20 protein-coding genes are annotated in these 16,023 nt (G+C 40.0%); 4 read left to right on the plus strand and 16 right to left on the minus strand.

Annotated features, from left to right (window positions below; translation table 11 throughout):
- Positions 1-170: 170 nt before the first annotated feature.
- Together QXI54_08405 and QXI54_08410 are read right to left on the minus strand one after the other, a co-directional pair.
- Positions 171-530, minus strand: coding sequence for a hypothetical protein (locus QXI54_08405; GenBank protein MEM0303171.1), 360 nt, complete (start codon positions 528-530; stop codon positions 171-173).
- A 1-nt stretch (position 531) separates the two neighbouring features.
- Positions 532-1,671: a hypothetical protein gene (locus tag QXI54_08410; protein MEM0303172.1), complete on the minus strand. Its 1,140-nt coding sequence runs from the start codon at positions 1,669-1,671 to the stop codon at positions 532-534.
- A gap of 234 nt (positions 1,672-1,905) precedes the next feature.
- Here QXI54_08410 and QXI54_08415 point away from each other — a divergent pair, with 234 nt between their 5' ends.
- Positions 1,906-2,091 (plus strand): hypothetical protein, encoded by a 186-nt coding sequence (locus tag QXI54_08415; protein ID MEM0303173.1) that lies wholly within the window; start codon positions 1,906-1,908, stop codon positions 2,089-2,091.
- The gene (locus QXI54_08420) at positions 2,081-2,347 is read left to right on the plus strand and encodes a type II toxin-antitoxin system RelE/ParE family toxin (GenBank protein ID MEM0303174.1); all 267 of its coding nucleotides are present in this window, start codon (positions 2,081-2,083) and stop codon (positions 2,345-2,347) included. The genes QXI54_08415 and QXI54_08420 overlap by 11 nt, the downstream gene beginning before the upstream one ends.
- A gap of 125 nt (positions 2,348-2,472) precedes the next feature.
- Here the strand turns inward: QXI54_08420 and QXI54_08425 are convergent, their stop codons facing one another.
- The 13 genes from QXI54_08425 to QXI54_08485 form a co-directional block, all read right to left on the minus strand.
- Positions 2,473-2,652: a hypothetical protein gene (locus QXI54_08425; GenBank protein MEM0303175.1), complete on the minus strand. Its 180-nt coding sequence runs from the start codon at positions 2,650-2,652 to the stop codon at positions 2,473-2,475.
- Between the two features lie 102 nt (positions 2,653-2,754).
- The gene (locus tag QXI54_08430) at positions 2,755-2,922 is read right to left on the minus strand and encodes a hypothetical protein (GenBank protein MEM0303176.1); all 168 of its coding nucleotides are present in this window, start codon (positions 2,920-2,922) and stop codon (positions 2,755-2,757) included.
- Between the two features lie 9 nt (positions 2,923-2,931).
- Positions 2,932-3,093 carry a halocin C8-like domain-containing protein gene (locus QXI54_08435; GenBank protein MEM0303177.1) on the minus strand — a complete coding sequence of 54 codons (162 nt, stop codon included), beginning with the start codon at positions 3,091-3,093 and terminating at the stop codon, positions 2,932-2,934.
- A gap of 227 nt (positions 3,094-3,320) precedes the next feature.
- Positions 3,321-3,731 (minus strand): hypothetical protein, encoded by a 411-nt coding sequence (locus QXI54_08440; protein ID MEM0303178.1) that lies wholly within the window; start codon positions 3,729-3,731, stop codon positions 3,321-3,323.
- Positions 3,732-3,740: 9 nt separating this feature from the next.
- Entirely contained in the window at positions 3,741-4,280 is a 540-nt protein-coding gene (locus tag QXI54_08445) for a hypothetical protein (protein ID MEM0303179.1), read from the minus strand.
- Positions 4,281-4,291: 11 nt separating this feature from the next.
- Positions 4,292-5,179 (minus strand): hypothetical protein, encoded by an 888-nt coding sequence (locus QXI54_08450; protein MEM0303180.1) that lies wholly within the window; start codon positions 5,177-5,179, stop codon positions 4,292-4,294.
- A gap of 187 nt (positions 5,180-5,366) precedes the next feature.
- Positions 5,367-5,954: a hypothetical protein gene (locus tag QXI54_08455; protein MEM0303181.1), complete on the minus strand. Its 588-nt coding sequence runs from the start codon at positions 5,952-5,954 to the stop codon at positions 5,367-5,369.
- A gap of 36 nt (positions 5,955-5,990) precedes the next feature.
- Positions 5,991-6,494 carry a hypothetical protein gene (locus tag QXI54_08460; GenBank protein ID MEM0303182.1) on the minus strand — a complete coding sequence of 168 codons (504 nt, stop codon included), beginning with the start codon at positions 6,492-6,494 and terminating at the stop codon, positions 5,991-5,993.
- Positions 6,495-6,601: 107 nt separating this feature from the next.
- On the minus strand, positions 6,602-7,018 hold the full coding sequence (locus QXI54_08465; GenBank protein MEM0303183.1) for a zinc dependent phospholipase C family protein: 417 nt from the start codon (positions 7,016-7,018) through the stop codon (positions 6,602-6,604).
- A gap of 316 nt (positions 7,019-7,334) precedes the next feature.
- Complete coding sequence (locus tag QXI54_08470; protein MEM0303184.1) at positions 7,335-12,248, minus strand: cobaltochelatase subunit CobN; 4,914 nt, start codon at positions 12,246-12,248, stop codon at positions 7,335-7,337.
- A 159-nt stretch (positions 12,249-12,407) separates the two neighbouring features.
- Positions 12,408-12,731, minus strand: a complete 324-nt coding sequence (locus tag QXI54_08475; GenBank protein MEM0303185.1) for a DUF2149 domain-containing protein — start codon at positions 12,729-12,731, stop codon at positions 12,408-12,410.
- A complete protein-coding gene (locus tag QXI54_08480) occupies positions 12,712-13,323 on the minus strand; it encodes a MotA/TolQ/ExbB proton channel family protein (protein MEM0303186.1) in 612 nt (203 codons plus the stop codon). Before QXI54_08480 ends, QXI54_08475 begins: the two co-directional genes overlap by 20 nt.
- The gene (locus QXI54_08485) at positions 13,316-14,023 is read right to left on the minus strand and encodes a DUF2162 domain-containing protein (protein MEM0303187.1); all 708 of its coding nucleotides are present in this window, start codon (positions 14,021-14,023) and stop codon (positions 13,316-13,318) included. Before QXI54_08485 ends, QXI54_08480 begins: the two co-directional genes overlap by 8 nt.
- A gap of 565 nt (positions 14,024-14,588) precedes the next feature.
- Between QXI54_08485 and QXI54_08490 the strand changes: the two genes are divergently transcribed.
- Together QXI54_08490 and QXI54_08495 are read left to right on the plus strand one after the other, a co-directional pair.
- A complete protein-coding gene (locus tag QXI54_08490; protein MEM0303188.1) occupies positions 14,589-15,125 on the plus strand; it encodes a (Fe-S)-binding protein in 537 nt (178 codons plus the stop codon).
- Between the two features lie 61 nt (positions 15,126-15,186).
- Positions 15,187-15,369: a hypothetical protein gene (locus QXI54_08495; GenBank protein ID MEM0303189.1), complete on the plus strand. Its 183-nt coding sequence runs from the start codon at positions 15,187-15,189 to the stop codon at positions 15,367-15,369.
- On the opposite strand, the gene tpiA is transcribed toward QXI54_08495, so the two are convergent.
- On the minus strand, positions 15,366-16,022 hold the full coding sequence (gene tpiA, locus QXI54_08500) for a triose-phosphate isomerase (protein MEM0303190.1): 657 nt from the start codon (positions 16,020-16,022) through the stop codon (positions 15,366-15,368). The two genes, QXI54_08495 and tpiA, sit on opposite strands and share 4 nt — an antisense overlap.
- Between the last annotated feature and the right edge of the window lies 1 nt (position 16,023).

Consider the following 16,023-nt stretch of genomic DNA (forward strand, 5'->3'; position numbering starts at 1 on the left):
TCTTGCTTTCTTATCTCATTCAGCACTTCAGCAAGAATTCTGTAGTGCTCGGAGAGCTTGGCTTTGCTTTTAATCTCGATGACATCAGCGAATGGAGCAAACTTCTTCTCATCCTTAGGAGCTACATCCGAAGCAATTGCAACCTTTAACATAATCTCAACTCCATTGTTTCAATTTTTCACCTTTCTGTAAAAAATTGGACTTCTTGCAATTATAGCATAAATTATGGTCAATATAGCTGTATTCTCGAAGCAGAGTATGGTTAACGTTCCGTAAAGACGAATTAGTGGATCTGGATGCTCTGAAATTTCCTTTGGAATGACTTGAATTGAAGATCCAGTGGTATGTATGGAGCCAAAATTTACAAGAAATAAAATGAAAAGTCCAAAGAAGGCTATCCCAAAGCCTATGAGGACAAGGATAGGGAAATATCTGTATCGGACTTTTGAAATCCTTATGAAAACATAACTCGCTATTGTTGCTGGTATCAAAAAAACAAATAGAATTAAAAACACATCTTCGATCCTCATTTTATCCCCTCAAATATTTAATCAATCCAAGAGAATATTTAGCCGTTTCGAGCAGACAGTTTTCTGTGACTTTCCTCAGGTTTTGGTCATTTTGCCATGTATTTGGGTTATTGTAGATGGTCCAGAATACTGTATCATCATATTGGTGGGAATAAGTTGCTAAGTCTTTGGTTGCCTGTTCTGGGTTGCTGATTGGGTAATAATACCAATTGTTTTCGATTACTGATTTGAATCTATAACCACTTTCCCAGTTACTGGAAATATAATTTTCATGGGAATAATGAATAGAGCTAAAAACCGCTTGCCAGCTCTCCAAACCTGTGTGCAAGGGATTTCCAACGTCCGTTATAAAGTGGCTTGCGTATCCCAAATTCTGGAAAGCTGAATACTTATCTCCACTCGAGTACTTGCTCTTAGCTACGTTTGCATAATACTTGCATTCGCTTGGAGCAGAGCCCGTTGCCCAATCCGGGTTGTAATAGTGCGTCCAAGAATGAACAACCTGCATTATGAAATTCCAATACCATTCAGGGTAACCTGGAGGGGGAGGAATTTGAGTCCAGTAGTCCGGATCGTCTGCATGGTCTCTAGTTATACCGCAGTAATAATCGCTCTCTCCCCACTTCTTGCAGGAGATAAAAGCAACGCTTTGATGTGTGTCTACATTCCACAATATTCCTATTTCGTATTTTGAACTGAAATACTCATTTACAGCCATAGCTACTCTCTCGAGCATTATTTTATCCTCTTCTGTAAGCAAAATTTCATTTCCGGATTCAATTGTTACTAAGGTTGATTTCTTGTCTCTAATCGTCTTCACGGGATACTTCTTCCAAAGTTCTTGCAAAAATCTTTTCAACTCCTCTTTTTCATAATCTTTTAGACTTTTACTGGTATCTATATATTTAAAGGTTGTCAATCTTCCCTTTTCTTCACTTCCAACAGCTATTATTATCCAATATGGTGTCAAATTCTCAAGATTTGGGTCGATTTTTATAATTTCTATGTCTTTATGTAATTCAGATTTCTCTTTTGCAGGAATTGGCTTATTTTCTGCAATTTTAGTCGCAATCACTGGTGTTGTTGTGCTGCCAACCATAACTAAAACCAGAAACAGACTTATTATTTTCTTGGCTGTCATGCTCTCACTAAGCTATGTTGTGTGCTACTAATATATAAGTATTTCGCTACTTGCTGACATATATGTAAAAAGAGGTTTTTGATTTGGAATAAAATTCTTTAAATTGGTAACACTTTTTAAGCTTAAAAATACAAAGATTATATTCCGAGCTAAAAATGCTGAATTCTGCGCTTATGGGATCAAAAATTGAGTTGAATCCAAAAAGTTAATAAAATCCAGTTCCATAAGTGAAATATGCAAACAACGCTTGAAGAGCTCAGCGAGCAAATGAAGAGAATTGAGAGCTATCTAAAGGCTCTGATCGAAGTAAACCTTGAGTTGATCGAAGAAGTTGAGCCTGAAGCATGGGAAGTTGAAGATCTTGAAGAAAGAAGTAGAGACGAGTTCATTGAGTGGCGTTTGATTAAGAATGAGTTATGAAAATCAAATTTTAATAGCCAGAAAAGCTCTAAAGGAACTTAAAGATATTCCAGAAAAGGATCGAGATCTCATAAAAGATAGAATCTCAAAGCTCGCATTCTTTCCGCTTGTTCGCCTCGATGTGAAGAAGCTTAAAGGCTTTGAGAAGACTTACAGGCTAAGAGTTGGCGATTACAGAGTGATCTTTGAATTTGAGAAAGATGAGAAGGTAATAAAGATACTCAAAATCGGTAAAAGAAGCGAAATTTATGGGTAAAGGCTAAAAATATGCCAATAGAAATTATAGATGACAGATAATACCCCCAAGTCAGCAAAAGCAAGCCACGAGTCCAGCAAAGACTTCCGAATGTCTGATTATTCGTCTTAATGTTACAATTCAAACTAAAGCTCATACTCGTGACCAAAGATTCTCTTATGAAGAAGAAACAGAACTCCAAGAACTATAGCGATCAAAGCCAAAGACATTCCAAAGAGGTCTCTCTGGATTAACTTTAAAATCAGATAAATCGAAGAGAAGAAAATTAAAAGATACGCATAACTTTTCATGCCAAGTTTTTTCATATCCATCCCATGTATTTCGCGCAGTTATAGCAGCTATAAACATGAGAAGCCAGCAAGATAACTTCCCTCCACTCTTTAGCCTCATTCAAAAGTTGCTATTTACTATTTTTTCCTCAACCTGCTGTAGACACCAAAGACTGCTGAAATGCCAAGAGCTACTGCAAAACTTCGAAGTATCTCGAGTAATTCCAGATGACCATCGAGGTAGCTCAGAGTTAAGCCTAAAGAAAAAGCTGCAATAAAAAATACGAGAACGTATTTTCCATTCATACGATCACCTCAGCAGTATCCCGCATAAATACAAAGTTGATTTGCTCCAGGATTGCATCCGTATTCTCCAATTACCCAGCAAACAGCAGACGCAATTGCAGCACAAGCTATACCACCAATCACTGTAGTAACTCCTGCAAGAACACAAAGAACTGCGATACCAACTCCCACACCCTACAGCACAAGCAATACTTACAAGAGCCTTACATGCCCAGCAATATTCCCCCGTGTCTGCGATAATCCCACTCCCTTTCCCCTCAACATTAAACTCAGCCAAATTTCTCTCAACTACTCTGCTCAAATAGCTCAGCTCAAGCTTAGCCTTATTCCAAATCCAAGTCTCATCTTGCTTTCTTATCTCATTCAGCACTTCAGCAAGAATTCTGTAGTGCTCCAATTCAATCCTCCCAGTACTTCTCAAAAATCAATAAAATCAAGTAAAAGCTCATCGCCACTAATGCAACTAAGATGCAAAAGTAGTGCACTGGCGAATAGCTAATCAACTGTAAAATGCTTTCAGGATAAAAGCTGTAGGCTTTGGCAGATAAAAAGGCAATCGTTGCAAATGAAAGGCTAAGAACAGCGGTTAACAGCACAGCCTTATTTCTATGCTTTAGTTTTGATATTATCGGGAAAGGGACGAGAATTGAAAGAAGGGCAGGTATCAAGACTGCAAAGATGAACTGAAGAATTAAAAGAACTATTGCAATCCAGTGGGCTAACGAGATTTGCAAAAGGGAAAGAAATGGAAGAGTTATCCAAAGGAAGAGAATTAAAAACCAGATTTTAGGCTTCTCTAAACTACTCACGATCTCACCTCAGCATAATGGCTTTGCTTCAACAATGTTCCAGCCTTCTTTGAGCGTTACATTATCCAGACAAATCTGAATCCTGCTAAATCCGCCAAATGCCAATCCTTGCGAAACAAATGAAGTTGCAAAGAGCTTCATCTTCACAGAACTGTTGCTGTAAACTCTCAATTTTTTGTCACCCTCGAAAGTGCTCAGCTGTATAAGATCTATTGATGAAAGAAGGGGTGCATGATAGCTGTAGTTACTTTTTATAGCTACATGATATCTTCCAACTACCTTCAGAACCATTCCAAATTCGGATTCAGTTATCTCAACAAAGCAGTTAACACATTCAACGTTTAGATTGTTCATAACTTCGTGCATTCTTGAATCTTTATCCTTAACGACTGGAATTAAAGCCAGAAAGTCGCCATTGGAAAAGATCTCAACAGAGTATTCGATGCAGTTCATTTGAGCGTTGTTGAATAAATCCAATGCCATGTAAAAATAGCAGAAGAGGGCAGAACAAATTATAGCTATTGCAAGGGCTTTCCGCAGAACTTTCATCGCCATGAGCTTCACTTCATTCTATTAACCTTTTCGAGTTTCTCGTTTAATTTCTTTATGAAAACCTTTCCCAACTCTTCATAGCTCAAATTGCTCTCCAAACGCAAGATGTAAGCCCCAGATGCATCGTAGTGTCTTTGAAGAGTTAAGAATCCTTCCTCGATTAGTTCCTCTCCTACAGCCTTTTTCAGCGAAATTCCCAAATGTTCTCTATGATACTTTTCGACTAATTTTTCGTTTGTCTCTAAGGTCTGAATCGAAGTCTTGATAGGACAGAAGCCGACTATATAAGCATAAGATGCGTTGATTGCAGCTTGCCACCAGTCGATGTAATCGCCAAAGGTCCTCTTAGCGTATGCGTAAGTGCCAAGGTTGAAAGTTGCTTGTTCTGCAACTATTGAAGCAGCTAATTTATCAAATTCTGAAACAATTTCGCTTTCTGAAGGTATTGGAAAGTTCCCACCATATCTGCTTCTGTATTCTTGAAACACTGATTTTATAAATGAAGGATAGACTTTAAATTCCCATGGCCAAGGAGCGCTTCCACCTTTTTCATAATAGGCTAAGCAGTCTACCATATACTCAGCAGTTATGTGAGCATTCAAATTATATGGATCGATCCTCTTGTATTCTAAATAGAATTTGCCATTCGGATACGGTAGATTTAAAAAGCTCGGTTTTCCACCATGAATGTAGTAATCAGAGATAGCATGGCTTACCCAACCAGCTAAATAAGCTCTTTGTTGGTCGTTTGAAGATTTCAATTTTGCTGTTTCATAGAAATTCCAGAAATAATTTCCATCATGAACAATTACAAAAAGAGAGGTCTCTCCAGTTTTCTGGACAGCCTTTGTAAAGACTCCAATTCCCCACCTGAACGTTTGCGCAGAAGAATACATCAGGCACAATCGCCCCGTTTATATAATCTAAATTGTACGTATAGATATAACTCGGTAAACCGCTCCTATCGTCCAAGTTCTTTACGATGCCGTAATGCGTAGCTCCTCCCCAAGCCATCGCTGGCGTCGCTAAACTGCCGATCAAGCTCTCACCAGTCAAACATAAACACGGGTTGGGATATTAATATCAGCAGTTCACTGGTATCTTTAACCAAATATTCTTTTCGCTTTCGTTGATTCTTACAAATCCCGTTCCACACCAGCCGACATCATTGTGCCCTGTGACGAGATAAATTCTATACCCGAGCAAATCGAGATAACGATTTTCCAAGTAGGAGAGGTGAAGCATAAATTCCACATTACTGGCGTTTGTAAAGTTTATTTTAACATCTATGTATTCTCCTTCTCCAATTTTATACTCGCTGAGGTTTTCTATCCTCTTCTTTGGAAATTTCACCACAAAGTCCGAGAAATAGACCAATACACTTCTATTCTCCTTATACAAAAAACTCATTTCAGCTATAGGTTTGTCCAATAGTATCTTTAAGTAAGTCCGATTATCCACTTTTATAACCTCAAAATTTTGTAGTGGTCTCAGTTCTTCAGAGCCTAACATAACTGTAGGAATGAACACCGAAACGTTGTCGAATGGTTCATTGCTTCTGACATAAACCAGTAAGAAATTAGAATATCTCTCCTTGCCTGTAAAATTTTCAAATAGAAAAGAAATGCAATAGACAGTAAGAAGTGGTAAGAAAAAAATTACAACTGCCACCATCACCAGCACCAAAAACCTAACTTTTTCCATCCCTCATCCCTTCTCGATTTCCGAATTCTGGAATTTTAAAATTTCGGCAGCTTTTCCGCTCAAATTCATATTTCTCAACATCTCTCTGGCGACTATATCTGCCTTAGATTTGTCAAAAGATTTAAACTCGATTAATAACCATCCTTTTTCGATTTTTCTGCTAATTTCCAAAGCTTCTGATTCTTCCAAATTCTTGGCATATTCTCTCATCCATCCTTTCCAAATATTTGCAATCTCATTTTCGGCCGAATTTTCAAGGAGTATTGAAGGTCTCGAGACTTGAGGATTGTTTGTAAGATAGATCGACGTATAATATGGATTGCAGTTTACTTCTTGCACGTAATCGTCGTAATCTCCGACGGTTCCAGCCATGAAAAGGGAGATGTACAACGCTTTACCCGTTGGAGTTTGCCAAAAAGCAAGTTCACCATAATATTCTGCCGCAAAAGTGTTATAGGCATCAATTAGCCTATCTCTTGGTGGAGACTGACCGTATAGAGTATTCATCGTCTTAATAACCAAATCTATCGGAACTGCGAAGGTAACAAAGTCCCAGTTCCATCCTTTTTCGTTGAGAACTCTACCGTTAACAAAGAATTCTGCAGAAATGTGGTCTATTCCGTATTTTTAGCAGCAAAGTTTGAGTATCCTACTCCGAATGCTGGGTCTCTTGGTAATCCTAGTCCATTACCATGAGCTACCCTGTCTTGCATGAGATGTGCGAGCCAGCCTTTGGCAAATGCTCTTTCTTTACTGTTTTGAGAAAGAACGAATAAAGTGTTACCTATGCGGAGTGCCTCGCTTACATTGTAGCCATGGAATTTTGAACCCCACTCATTTGAAATCAAATAGCCACCATCTGGTGCAATGGAACCAGAGAGATACTCCATTTTCCGTCCAGGATACGGATTTCCCGCTTCAGAAGACATTCTGATGTGTGTTAATGTTCCCCAAGCCATTGCTGAACTTATTGCGAACTTAAATGCAACTAAAACCAGAAACAGGCTTATTATTTTCTTAGCTATTGTCATGCTCTCACCAGTCAAAGATGAGCACAAGAAGTATATAAGTTTTGCTACTTGCTGACATATATGTAAAAGGAGGTTTTTGATTTTGGAATAAAATTCTTTAAATTGGTAACACTTTTTACACTATTTAAGCTTGAATTGAAATACTCACACCGCCACAATAAACCTGCAATTCTAAGAGAAGTTCGGAGTTGCTCAATAGAAAAAATTTTTAGTCCTACAAACTACATTCACTCTTTTTCTATCAACCTTGGCTGAGAAAGCGATTTTTCCGAATGGGGCGAGCAATAGAAATAGGGAATACAAATAAAAAATAGGCTTACTTTCTCAGCTTCATTCCTGCATAGAATATCAAAACGGCTAAAACTACCATTATTATTGCAATCAGCGGAGTTGCTGAGATTTCAAAGCTTTGCAACTGCTTTTCAGCTACTTCCATCTTGTATCCTGCAATTTCCTCATTCTGCTCCTTTTGCTCAGCCATTGGAATTGATTGCTCAAACCCAACGCCAGCGGTTTGGTTTCCGCTCTGTGAAGTTGTTGGTGTAACTGTTTGGGCTGTCGAAATCACTCTTCCACCACCTGAGCTTCTATACCTCGGTTTTTGCTCGACGACTTCTTTCTTTTCTTCTTTTGTCTCTTTTTGCTCGATCAGCGAACTGAGGATTCCGGCTTTAAAATCAAGCAGTTCTATGTTCCCGCAAGTGTGATGGCAACAAGTGAAGCCGTATTCTTTCTGAAGTCTGTCCAATTCCTTTGCGAGCTGAACTTTAACTTCTTCAGGAGCTTTCCAGTAATCCTTCCTTATCGCTTCAAGCATTCTCGCAGCTATGGACTGCAAAGCATATGGATTGTTCTTCTCAAAGAATTCTTTCAGCCCGAGATCATACTTGTCTTTCACATAGATTTCGTAGAAGTTTTGCCAGGTTTTGTCTGAGATCAGGCTCGGCATCATTACATCCCAGCCCCAGAGGTTCTCCACAATCTCAGCAATTAGCCTTGCTCCGGCGTAGTCGTTCTCCATAACTCCTTCGATCCACTTCGGATTAAAGTATCTCGTCAAAAGCTCGCTTGCGATGAACTCTTTAAGCGTTATAGCCTTCGGATCGTTAACGTTGCGAACGTCGAAGATGTAGGTTTCGGGATCGCTACCAGTTAAATGCCTTACAGCCAAAGCGATGCCACCGAGGTATTGGAAAACGTCGTCATTATCTATGGCTGCGAATATGTTCGTTGATCTTGAATGCACGGCGAGATCTACATTCTTTAGAGCTCCAGCGAATACGTCTTTTGCAGAGATCCCCCAGAAATCCTGCCCATAACCAAATCCAACTCTGCTCAAAAATAGCTCAGCAAGCTTTGCATCGCTTTGCCATGTATTACTTGCCTTTACAGCTTCAGCTAATCCAGTTCCGTAATTTCCGGGGCTTTCAGAGAAAATTCTAATCTTTGCAAACTTCTCAGCCTCTTCTTCGCTGTAACCTTTACTCTTTAAGTTTTCCTTTATCTCTAAGTAGTGCTTTCTAACATAGTTCAAGCTCGGATCTTCATTCGCGTTGATGCAAAGCTTCACCGCTTTGTCGAGCAACAGCATAAGCGAGGAAAAGGTGTCCCTATGAAGTCCGGAGCTAACAACAACTACGTCAATTCTTGGTCTTTGGATTTCTCTTCCATCAGACAGCCTTAGCTTCAAATCGCTCAGTGGAATCAGGCTAACGTCTTTCACTCTCCCAGCTGAATCCCACTCAATTTTAACGCCCATCGTGTAAAGCACCGCTGCCTGCATGACGCCATAGTTGCGCATCGTTTCAGTAGCCCAGAGAACATAAGCGATACTTTCTGGAAACTCTCCTTTCTCCTCATAGTATTTTCTAAGCAAATCGTCAACGAGCTTTACTGCGACTTTCCAAGCTTCTTTTGTTGGAATTGTTCTCGGATCAAAGCTGTAGAAGTTGTTTCCAGTTGGCAATGCCTCTGGCTTTCTTATTGGATCTCCTCCAATCCTTGGTGGAATATACTTGCCTTCCAAAGCCTGTAAGATTCTCGGAATTTCTATCGTGCAATTCATTAGATCGTAGTAGTATTTCAAAGCTTTTTCGAGTTCCTGAGTTATTGATTCATCTACGCCGCCAAGTAATTTCTTCTGAGCCTCTTCCAAGCTACTTCCATTGAAAAGAACTTCTCTGAGCAAATCGTTTAAGATCTGCTCGTCTTCAGGCTCATTAATTTGCCTGACTTTGCCAACCTTTTCCTTGAACTCTTTTCCAAGCATCGCCTTCACGAATTCAAGCGTGATTTCATCTTTCCTGACAAATCCAAGAATGTGCAGACCATAGGGCATTACAGTGCTTGAAAGCTCGTGCAAATATTCATGCAGTTTCGTTTGCAGGAAGTTCTCGAATTCTTCCTTGCTTAACTCTGAAATGTTTCCAAGGAATTCAAGCTCAAGTTCTTTGTAAAGCTCTTCGATCGTTTTTCTAAGCTCAGCCTTTACAGCTTCGTCCTGAGCTTCAAAATACTGGTGAATCTTTTCATGCAAAAGTGATAAATTGCCGTAAAGACCGCTTTCGATCAATGGAGGGGTTAGATGATCCACTATCACCGCCTGACCCCTCCTTTTTGCTTGCGTTCCTTCGCCAACGTTGTCCATTATGTATGGATAAACTACTGGCAGATCTTGAATGAGCAAAGCAGGCCAGCAGTCTTTTGCAGATAAACCGCTCTCCTTTCCAGGTAGCCATTCCTGAGTTCCATGCGTGCCAAAGTGAACGATCGCATCAGCTTTGAACTCTTTGGCTATCCAGAAGTAGAATGCGATGTATTGATGATGCGGTGGCAACGATTTATCGTGGTATAGGATCGTTGAGTTCTCGAGCCAGCCTCGCGAAGGCTGGGGGGCTAAGATCACGTTCCCCAAATTGATTAGCGGAATAACGATGAACTTACCGCTTTCATTTTCAAAAACCATCACTTCTCCAGGTGGTTCTCCCCAATACTTGATGACTTCCTGCCTTTTTTTCTCTGGAAGCTCGTTGAACCACTGCAAATACTTCTCAGCTGGAATTAGGACTGCTGTTTTCGTCAAATTCTCAAGCTCATCTTTCTTCCAGCTTCCTATGTTAATTCCCTGAGTCATCAAAAGCTTCGTAAGCAGTTTCTTGTCAAAGCTCGTGTCCAAATTGTATCCTTTTTCCTTCATCGCTTTAAGCAAAACTTCGAGGCTTGCTGGAACATCTAAATAGCTTGCACCAATGTTGTCTTTGCCACCGTTATGGTTGTAGTAAATTATTACAACTTTTTTCTCGCCATTTTGCTTTCTGTGAAGCTCTGCCCACTTCAAAGCCCTTTTTGCAATCCATTCAATCTGTTCGCCGATCGGATCATAGTCTTTCGTCGTCTTATTCTTAGCTCCAACGATTATGAACTCTGTAAGCCCATCAAGCTCTGGCAAAGCTATTTGCCAAGCTATGGATTGCGGGTTTAGGCCGTGAAGGCTTTCCCATTCGCTCACATTGTAGTAATACTCCATTATCGCTTTGATTGGCGTAACGTTCAGTTCTTGGAGGTATTTTAATCCCACGTCCTCGCTACCTGAATGGCTCCAAAGCCTAAAGGATGTGAGCGTTATTAGAGCATCAACCCTCGCCTTGCCATTTTCAATCAGCCACTTTGTTGAATTTGAATCGCGATAGGTGAATGAGGAGAAGACGACATTAGCTCCAAGCTCTTCAAGTTTAAAGATCAGCTCATCAATCACAGGGTAAGTTGAGGGATCGTTCACGTAGTAGTAATGAATTCCAACGACTGGAGCATTCTCCTTGAATCCATTGTCTCTATACCAGCCCATGTATTCTTCAAAGCTTAAAAATATCCCCATTCCTTGGTAACCTTTGCCAATAGCCTTTGGATGGTAGATTCCGTATGGCGGAATTTCGATCGGATTTGGAACTTCAGTTAGACCAAATTCTTCAACAGCTATATTGCATAGCTTAACTCCAATGAAGATCATGAGCCCTTTGAAGTTTTCCGAGCCTCCGTAATTCCAGTAAAGCGTTATGTTGCTGTACTCCGTTTCGCTGAGATTAACGTTTGTAATGCTGTGCACATCTGTGAAGCCGTGGCCAATGATCTTTGCCTGCTGCTTTAAAGGCAAAAGGTAGTCCTTCAAAAAGTCTTGAACGGGATAGCCGAGCATGTAAAGGAAGAAGACGCTGAAATTGCTCAGATCATAATTCTCTATTTCTTCTTTAAGATCGTCAACGCTGGAGTAGCCAAGCAATTTTATTTCAAGGTTCTTTTCGATGTAAAGATCCTTACTTGCATTCAGGATCAGTGGAATCTGCTTCGAGTCTTTGTCGAGGATGAAGAGAATTTTTGCCCTATTTTCGGGAACCTTTGGAGGATCATAGCTAATTTGCAAATCGAAGAATTCAGCTCTCAAATAATTCACGAGATTGAGCAGGTTCTCTTTTCCGCCGTAAATCCAGTATTTTGCAATCAATTCATCACTGTAGCCAGCTGAGGAGTTGAATAAGACAATCGTTGCATCTGTAGCGTTTGCGATTTCATTTGAAAGACTTTCATTTAGATTTGCTAAAAATATGAGGCTTTTGTTCGCAAAATCGACTTCATCTCCGAGTTTAAAAACTTCTATAAGAGCTGTTTCGTTTTCTATTTCTTTCAAAGCTTCATAGTTCTCGTTGTTTCCAAGATAGAATGTGATCAAATCTTTAAGCAGAATAACATCTATTTCCTCACTGTCTACATAAATCGATTTTGCAACATAGCCTTCTTTGCTAACTGAAACTTTAAAGCCAAGATCTGTAGTGTTAAGAGTTGCTATTCCTTCCTCATCCGTGAATTTTTCAACTTCTCCAGCCTTTACCGATGCATTTTCAATTGGGTTCCCCAGTTTGTCAAAAACTTTGATCAAAACGGTTTCACAGCTCAAGTTGATCGTTACGCTCGAGTTTTCATTCAATTCTATAAAGCTTTCGTTAAAGCAGAGCTCGTAAAAAGATTTTATTGTGTAACTTCCCCCACCAAGCTCGAAAATTGCAGAACCGCTGGAAGTGAGATTCTGAGCAATCAATCCTGTTTCGTTGTAAACAGCAACGGACGCGTTCTCGACTGCAGTGCCGTTAATTAGAACTTCAACGCTTACTTCGTAACCTGAAGCCGTGAAGATCATTGACAGAGTTGCGATCAACAAGAAAAGCTTCCTTCCGAGCATTTTTCCACCTCCAGTTTGTTTGATTTAAAGTAAAATTAAGTGTATTTAAGACTTTCCATTTTTCTTTACTTAAAGTAAAAATTTTTTGATATCTCAAGTAATAGTGAAGTTTTGAACTTTGGTTCTCAAAATCTTCGCTTAGAAAATCTGTGGAACATTTCAGTCTTCGGGAACGTAAATAATCGTCCCATCTTTAAGCCTGTAAGCCGTGCCGATCTTCTCTCCTTGCCCTCCATGAAGCTCTGCAGTCAGGTTCATTACCTTTATAACTTCCCCATCTTTTATTATGATCTGCATGTTCTCCTCGCCAGGATTTTTAACGATCGTGATTTTTTCGTTTGGAGTTAGGAGTTCTGTGAGGTTGTAGGCGGTGATAAGCATAACCAAGAAAGCCAAAGCTATGATCAAAGCAACGTCGAAAAGGTTTGAGACGAAGTCGAGCGGGTTATCGTCTTCAATTTCGTCAATCAGCCTTCTTTTCATTCCCACACCTCCAGATCTTTATAATATATTCCATATCGCTTAGATCTTCAAGATACCACCTTTTTCTGACCATGAACACTGTGTAGCCTATTCCGCCCACGATTAAGCCAAGAACTGTGGTTGCAAATGCAGTTATCAGGTTTGTGGCGAGCTCGTGTATGTTTCCCTGCGATAAGGCGATCATTGCTGGGCCCAACGGAATAAGAGTCCCCATCAGGCCAAGCATTGGGCCGATTCTCGTAAGAATTCTCGGAATTTCAAGTTCTTTTGCAACTTTCAATTCAAACTCCTCAAGAAGCTTTTCAAGATCTTCATCGCCCGGATTCAGCTTTTTTAAATCGAGAATGAACATTCTGAGCAATCTTGTTGTTTGCATCTTTTCAAGATTTTCAATAATCTTTTCAAAATTAAATCCTTTTAGTTTCCTTAGATCTTCAAAGTTCCTTCGCCTTTTTGAACTTTCAACGATGAATGCCCCAAGTTCCATCAGCGAGTAAACAACGAGTAGAATCAAGGCCAAGATCACTGGATAAAGCAAAGAAGTCGAGATCGCATACATCGTTGCATAGATTGCTGAGGTAACGCTAACCATATCTTGCAGCACCCCTTATCGCACCCAGAATCAGGGGAATGAGCAAAATCAATGAGTATGGGCTGAAGTTGTCTGTAATTGAATATTTAAGGCTCATACCTTGAATCACCGCGGGGATCAAAAGCATTGCAAAGAGATAATAAACGCCGCAAAGCAACATTATCTTTCCAAGCCTTTCTGGGTTTTCTTTCTTTCCAGAAGATAAAGCGATGATTCCCAATGCAATTATAGTCCCAACAATTGCTCCCATTGCAATTTTAGGGATTTCAAGAATTTGCGAAGCGAAGTAACAGGAAATGAAGATTGCAGCAAAGCAAACTGGGCATGGAATTGCAATTGCCAAGGAAGTTTTGCTTGTTAAATCTACTCCGCAGGAAGCTTTTTTAATTGTCGTGTAGCCAGCTAAAACGAGCAGAGATGCGACAATTAGGTGAAAACCGATTGTATAGCTAAGAAGAGCCGATAGAGATTCAATTATGTTTTCAAGGATAAATCCAACTATCGTGGAGATAGAAAAGTAAATGAGAGCGAAGAAATAGACTATTTTCTTGTTCATAGAGCTGTATCTGCATCCAATTCCTGCTTTAAAAGCCACGATTGCAGAGCTGGCCAATATTCCGGCGATGAGTGGATTGTATACGATGATTGCAACGAGAGCCATTGTAAAGATGAGAGCCGATTTAAATTTGTCAAATCTCATTTAGTTGAAATCAAGAGTTTTGAATTTAAGCTTTTTGATTTACTATCCACAAAACTTGGCATAACAGGCATTTGGGATTGTAGGGAGCTTCAACTTTTGCTCCTACAATAAGCCCTTTTAAGCTTTTTAAGTTCCTCTGATAGCTATTCATCGAATCGCTTTCTTCTTTGCCGATGATTTCGTCGAATTTTGCCGGAGAAGGACTGTGCTTTGAAACTGGCAATGGACTCAGAGGAGAGCAGTCTTTATCTCTGGGGTTATATTGGATTTTATCAGGATTTTAAACAGTTCTAAGTCGAGTTTTAGATTGCATGAGTGTGCTTCAATCCTTTGCAAGGCTCTTCAAAATCCTTAAAGCGATGTCTTCTCATTGTTTTGCTTTCTATTTCCACACCTTCTACATATCCCCTTTATCAGCCCAAAAATGTGATCCGAATCTTGACAGCATAAGCAGTTGTTTAACCACCAAACTCGGTTTAAGACTTCTGCAAAAAACACTCGTTTAAAATCTAAACTGAAAAGAAAATTTGGAAAGTTTTAAATAAACCTAAGAGTAAAATTTGCGATGGAAATCAAGGAAATTTTGCCATGCATCGCTGATCCGAGCAAATACAGAGTTATTGGCAAAGTTGATATTGAAAACATCGCCGAGATTGCCCCTTATCTCGCAAGAATTTTGCCAAATGCAAGCTACAACGCAAAGGATGGCTGGATCAGCTTCAAAAAGGGACAAAGAATAATCACTATTCACAGCGACCGCTTTGTAACGATGACGATGATCAGTAGCAAAGAAGAAGCATTGGGCATTCTCAAGGAAATTGAAGAAAAAGCCAGAACTGCTTGGGAGAAAAGAGACGAAATCGACATAAGCAAACCCCTGCAAAAAACCTTTATTGGAGCGCTTGACGTTTACAAATATCTGCCAAAGACGAACTGCAGGAAATGCGGAGAGCAAACTTGTATGGCATTTGCGGTTAAATTGCTGAATGGCGAGAAAGATATAAAAGAATGCAAACCCCTTTTTGAAGATAAGAAGTTTATAGGCATTCGGGAGACGCTCATAAGCCTTTTGTTATCCGCGGGATACGAAATTGAACTATAAACAAAAACCAAGATTCGATGAAGATTCGACCACGCATGGAGAACAGAAAAAATTATATTGCATGCCAAACATTTTTGTTTTAGAGTTGAGCATGAAGCAGGCGAAAAAGTTTAAGGAATACTTTGAGGACATAAGACCTGTAACGGACGAAGAGCTTGAAGAGCTTTTGAATGATCCCCCGGGAAGGGGCGAAAAGAACAAAAAGCTGAAAAAGGCGAAAAAAGAGTTATACAGAGAGCATTAGCTTAGACCTACAAGCTCTTCAAGCGCCTTTTTTTGATCTTTTGCCCTTACAACACCACTTGCAAGTAGCACACCGTCCGCACCAAGTTCAAGAGCTCTGACGTAGTCTTCGTGCTTTGTAATTCCCGCTCCGCAAAGCACTTTAACTTCTTTGCAGATCTTCTTTGCGGAAGCTACAGCCCTTTCAACAACCTCAGGTTCAGCTTTGCTCACCGCTATTCCTGAGCCGATCAGCTCAGGTGGCTCCACAGCAACGAAGTCTGGCTTTAAAGCTGAGACTGCTGCGGTGGTCGCAACATTATTTGTGCAAACTATTGAAGTCATATTGAGCTTTTTGAGCTTTGAAACACAGAAATCAATGTCTGCAAGCTTCAGCCTACGTTCGGAGTGGTTTATTAGGCTTCCCTTCGCCCCATATTCTTTTATCATTTCCGCATTTACCGCTCCAGTGTAGCTTCCGAACTCAACAGCGTCGATGTGCTGCGCGAAAACGTCGATGCAAACACTCTTTGCAATTACTGGCAGATCTAAGTGATTAACCGCAACCGCAATGTATACTCCACTTCTCTCTGCAACCTTCTCAGCTATCTTTGCGAGCTCCAGTGCATTTTTGCCAAATCCTTCCCTATAGGCCTTAAAATTTATGAAGATCATA

The organism is Archaeoglobaceae archaeon, assembly GCA_038734275.1.
Classification (GTDB): Archaea; Halobacteriota; Archaeoglobi; order Archaeoglobales; family Archaeoglobaceae; genus WYZ-LMO2.